Annotated in this window: 5 protein-coding genes; all 5 read right to left on the minus strand. The window is 34.8% G+C overall.

Features of this window, described 5'->3' with window-relative positions:
- Nucleotides 1-81: 81 nt before the first annotated feature.
- On the minus strand, nt 82-345 hold the full coding sequence (locus GQ589_RS11140; protein ID WP_160426218.1) for a hypothetical protein: 264 nt from the start codon (nt 343-345) through the stop codon (nt 82-84).
- A gap of 1 nt (nt 346) precedes the next feature.
- Nucleotides 347-2,068 carry a glycoside hydrolase family 19 protein gene (locus GQ589_RS11145; RefSeq protein WP_160426219.1) on the minus strand — a complete coding sequence of 574 codons (1,722 nt, stop codon included), beginning with the start codon at nt 2,066-2,068 and terminating at the stop codon, nt 347-349.
- Nucleotides 2,069-2,107: 39 nt separating this feature from the next.
- Nucleotides 2,108-3,115 carry a hypothetical protein gene (locus tag GQ589_RS11150; RefSeq protein WP_160426221.1) on the minus strand — a complete coding sequence of 336 codons (1,008 nt, stop codon included), beginning with the start codon at nt 3,113-3,115 and terminating at the stop codon, nt 2,108-2,110.
- Between the two features lie 149 nt (nt 3,116-3,264).
- On the minus strand, nt 3,265-4,260 hold the full coding sequence (locus GQ589_RS11155; RefSeq protein ID WP_160426223.1) for a hypothetical protein: 996 nt from the start codon (nt 4,258-4,260) through the stop codon (nt 3,265-3,267).
- 8 nt (nt 4,261-4,268) lie between these two features.
- The coding region (locus GQ589_RS11160) for a type VI secretion system Vgr family protein (protein WP_160426225.1) at nt 4,269-5,191 on the minus strand (923 nt) is incomplete at its 5' end.

A 5,191-nucleotide genomic window follows, 5' to 3' on the forward strand; every position in this document is an offset into this window, starting at 1 on the left:
AGGAAAAGCAATTGGAGAATTTATTTTGCTCATCGGACACGCATTTTGTTAAAATGAAAACCGATGAGTAATAGGTGTCTGTCAGGTTAAGTTTGAGCTACTACAGTTAATTCCACCTATATAAATATAATCATTTACATTTCCATTTATGTTCAAGCTAAACTCAATTTGCGAAATTATATCTTCTTCAGGTTTATCGAAACGGCAATATGTATATTTACCATTAAATTTATCACCATTGATAAACTGCCCTTTTAGATCATTTGATTTAGTTTCATCACATATTTGAGCATATAAAGGAAAACTTAAATAAAACAAAATAATAAAAATAAAAGATTTTTTCATATTAATTTTCCTTTTGTAATGTTGTATAAAAATTGCTTAAAGCCTCTTCAACTTCTTGTACTTTATTTTTGTTATTTTCATACCATTTACTATTAATCATTGCGCTTGTACCAAAAGAATAGTTATCAAATTTAACATCGTGATATAAAAGGCAGTTTTTAATATTAAACTTATCGTATAAAGTAATAAGTGCTTTATTTCTTTCTACAACATGGTTATATCCACCATTTATAGCCATGGTAACTTTAAGAAAGTCATTATTTTTTGCAATGCTATTAATATTTCCCCATGCACTTCCATTTATCCAATACCAAAATGCAGATTCTATTGTAAAATCTAAACTAGAACATACTATATCAGGGCTATCTTTAAGCGTGTTATTATTAATATATTTACCAAAAGAGTCATAATTATAGTCGTGGGTAATTTGAATAAGCCCTCTACCATGATAATTTGCACCTCCTTTATAATTATTCCAATGAGAAGGCGTTGAGCCATCTTTATTTTTATATTCTTCTGCAGTCCTAAAAAAATCACTTTCACATAATATCTGTGATATAAAATGCGCTTTCTGCAGGCAGCTATTAACATTGTATTGAATAAAATACTTATTTAGTTTTAAAAGAAATGTACTTAGTGACGTATGTTTCAAATCATTATTCATTTTATAAAATAATCCATTATGCAAAATATCATTAGGAATTATTGATTTAAATTGATTTTCATTTATACACTTATTACAAACACAATTTTCAAAATTAAAAATATGCATTGTTATAGGATGAATAAACCACGCCTTGCCATCAGCGCTAAGCGTGGCAGGTGGGGTGGTGTCTGTTGCGGTGGTTGTAGCTGTTGTGGCATTGGTTGCCTCGCCATTTTCTGGGGGCGTGTCGTTTTGTTGCTTTAACTTGGCTAAGCCTTTAGCTACATCATCCCACCACAACATCTTTTTTATCTTCTCTTTGGTCTTTTCCCAAGCTGTTACTTGTTTTTCTAATGCTTCCATTTTGGCATAAAATTCAAACTGCGCTTTAGTCAGCTTTTTCGAGGGGGATTCTTTATAATCAGCAGGAAAACGGCTTATTTCTCGTCTTAATGTTTCAAACCCTTTCGCTTCAGGCGAGTCCTTTGCTTTACCGACACTACTTAAATATGCCTCGAATTTTGCTTCATCACCCGTTTGTAAATAACCTAATAGATTTTTAGCATCTTCGGTCATCTCGCTGTTTAATTCTTCCCATTCCGGCAGTTTTCCCTCTGCATCAACTTTACTGTACCATTCGCTTTTATAATTGATTAATAAGCGACTTAATGCCGAGTACAATATCGGTTTATTTACAATACCTTGAAAACTCGCTTCTTTTATACTGGTATATTTATTTTCTTCAACAAGGTATTGTTTATCAAGAATGGATAATGTTTCTTTTATCGTTGGTTTATATCCTGATAAGGAATGGTTGTCTTTATTGCGTTTTAAGGATTTGTCTGCATCAAGGTAGATGTCTTTTAATGAGGCCGTTTCTTTTATCTGCGTAAAATCAAACCAATCCCAACAACAGACCCGCTTAGCACCTTCACCATTCACTAACACCCAACCACTTCTTTTTCGGTTTTTATCATCAAGTACATCAATTTTTAACCACACATTATTTTGTGCATCAATTGCTCGATTGTCTCTTAGCGATAACTTAGCATCATTCATATTGACCAAGGATGCCATCTTGCCCTAAACAACGAGTATGTTGTAGTTTTGGAATGATTAAGGCTTAGGATGAAAATCATCAATCTGATCTCGCCAGCGATTATAATTCCAATCAATAATCTTGGTTTGAAGCTCCGTCAGGTAGTCTTGAGCAGCTTGTTGTTGTGCTGAATTAAGAATTTTTTCTAAACGTGTTTGAATTTCCTTGTTATATTCCCAAACTGGGGGAAGTTGGTAAGCATGCCAAGCCAAATTGTTACCTTGTTCTTCTATTTTTTGTTTTGCATAATCACTTAATAGCGACCACGCATAGGCTTTAACAACATCATGTTCACGACCTAGTCCATATAAATAGGCTTCGGTAACCCGTAATATACCAATAATCGAGCTATGCTCCGCCATTAACTGCGCATAATCAATCGGCAGTTTCAAATCCTCTAATTTTAACGATTTGCGATATTCGGTTAATTTATTAATCTTTTTATAATGTTCATCTTTATAATGGTCGCCTTGTTGGAATAGTATTCGAGCAATCAAATCCTCGTAGCAATGATAGCCCCCTTCAATGGCATAGTTTAGATATTTAATACTTTCTTCTAATTTATCATCTGGACATGGACGCGCAATACCTTTTTCATCATACCAACAAAAACCCATTCCCCAGCCTTTTTGAAAGGCAAATTTAGGGTATTTTAAATCGGCAAACTTATCCCATAAATAACCTCTCATTTTAATACTTCTAAACACTTTAGGTTCAACTAGTGGGTTACCGGCATTATCCACTAACTGATCGCGATATTTGCGCATAAACTCGGTAAATGACATCATTCCTTCTTCTTTTTCATCATCATTGTATAGCTCTTGATAAGTAAGAAGGTCATAATAATAAGGCATTGCATTTTTATCCCATTGCCAAGCATGTTTAATAAATTTTACTAAGCTATCAGGATCAACTACTCCATGGAAGACTTGATCGTCAAATGCATATCGATATAGCTTTTTAGCTTCATCTATGCGTAATAATTCATTTTCAGGAATAGTTGAAGGATAAATTGTATAGTCCATAGTGATATTTTCCGATTGAATAGGGTTATAATCTAAATTTGTTGAATTATCACAATAAAAGTGAACAATACCGATAATTACACAAAGACCAATAACTAGAATTATTAACTTTTTTTTTATCGATATTATTATTTTTGTAGGGTAATTCATTAAATATACTCCAAATCATTTTGATTAAAGACATCAATTTCCACAATACGTGGTTCTAACGTGCCATTATTAAATACTCGACAAGGTAGAATTTGTTTTTTAGGTGCAAGTTTTTTTATTTCTTCATAAATAGGATAGATAGGATTTATTACGCCTTGTTTAAGTAGTTTTTCTTCATAATCTTTCTTTCGTAACAAAGTTTTTTCAAGCGTATCACCCGTAACTAAAGCATATCCCCATAGGGCGCAAGATGCGAATGGTAAAATAGCTTTATTAGATACGCGGTCTGGGCGATATTTGAAAACTTCTGCGTCTTGTTCTGCTGTTGTAGTTTCAGATGCAGCTACAATAATTCCCCCTATACCTACGGTTAAATCTTGGTTAAAAGTTTCAATATCAGCAGCAAAATTACCGTAAGTCACTTGCCCTAAACAACGGGTTTTTTGCTTTTCTGAAATCGTTTTAGCCAAACAAATTTGCTGTTTAATCATATTGTTATCATAAGTATCTTCATATGCTCCACCTCTACATGAGTGTAAAACAAAAATCCCTTCGTTAAGATGCCAAGGTAAAACTTCCATATTGTCTTGATCGTTAAAATGGATATTATTTCCTTTTCCTTGTAAATAAAGCGCATCATGCCCGCCATGACCAAAATAGTGAATTTGCCATAAAGCATATTGACAAGATGTTTCGGGGTGTGTGAGTTCATTATATAATTTTGTCCACTCTTGCTTAAACTCATTGGGATAGAGAAAACCTTCTATAATTCTGATTTCAGCATCAGGGTATTTTTTTCGTAATCTTAATCGTTTATTTATTGCTGCTTTTTTAAGTTCTTTAGCACCATGCCCCCCATAAGCAAATAACACAAATAAAGGAGTTGGTACATTTTCTAAAACCACTAGTTCAGCAACAACTTCGCCTTTCTCTAGCTTACTTGTTTTTGCACTAAATTTTATACATGTTTTAGTATTTTCATTATCATTTGGCATATTTAAACTTACCTACTAATTAATTCCAGGGTGATTATTTCGTTTTCATCCACAGAATGAAATGCTTGTGTATATCCATTTTTATCGGTTTGACCTTGCACCTTTTTGCCATTGGGGAGCGTAGCAATGTAGCGTTCATTGGCGTAGATTTTTCCTGATTCATCTTTACATATAAATTTAACTGCATAATCACCAATAATGTCGGGTAACGATAAATCATCAATATTCATATCTGCCATCCCCATCTTCTGGAAGACATTACATTTAAGATAGATATTATCCTGTGTACCCAGTTCAATGCCTTCGCTGCTGATTTTGATATAAGAGCCACCGCAGATAAGGGTGAGGTTGTCTTTGGCGGTAATGGTAACTTTGCCATCCACACTATCCATTTTGATATCTTGTTTGGCAGCCATATTAAGGTTAGCATTTTGGGCTTGCACTTCAATATCACCTTGGTTGGCAAATAGTTTCATCCCTGATTTTTGGGCAAATAAACCAATCGCTTCAGCCGATGATAGGGTGATATTTTTTAAGGCGTTGATATCGGTTTGGTTTTCACTGGTTAAGGTTAGGCTGTTAGCTGTCGATAGTTGGATATTTTCAGGGCTAGTTAGGGCCATCCCTTCTTGCGCATAGGCCAGTAAGCCACTTTGGGTTAGCTGAGTTAAGTTGGCTTTAAGTTGGTCTTGGCTGTCGGTATCGGCGCTGTGCGCTTCGGACTGGGTGGCGGCATTTTGTAGCGCTTTAGCAATGGAGAGGGCATTCTCAATTTGGGCAATGGCCGCTTGCATATCAAGCTGTTTGCCTTGGGCTTTAGGCTGGGTTTGGGTGGTGATGTATAAACCTCTATTGGCGGCAATCGCTCCCCAATCATCAGTGCGTAGCTCAAATCCCTCTCCGCGCTCGTCTTTGTTTTGGTTAACTAAGT

Source organism: Gilliamella sp. Pas-s27 (assembly GCF_009795865.1).
In the GTDB taxonomy this organism is placed as follows: domain Bacteria; phylum Pseudomonadota; class Gammaproteobacteria; order Enterobacterales; family Orbaceae; genus Gilliamella.

Bases quoted from the DNA above. Each gene is read 5' to 3' on its own strand.
- GQ589_RS11140 (WP_160426218.1), bottom strand. From the start codon at position 345: ATGAAAAAATCTTTTATTTTTATTATTTTGTTTTATTTAAGTTTTCCT.
- GQ589_RS11145 (WP_160426219.1), bottom strand. From the start codon at position 2,068: ATGGCATCCTTGGTCAATATGAATGATGCTAAGTTATCGCTAAGAGAC.
- GQ589_RS11150 (WP_160426221.1), bottom strand. From the start codon at position 3,115: ATGGACTATACAATTTATCCTTCAACTATTCCTGAAAATGAATTATTA.
- GQ589_RS11155 (WP_160426223.1), bottom strand. From the start codon at position 4,260: ATGCCAAATGATAATGAAAATACTAAAACATGTATAAAATTTAGTGCA.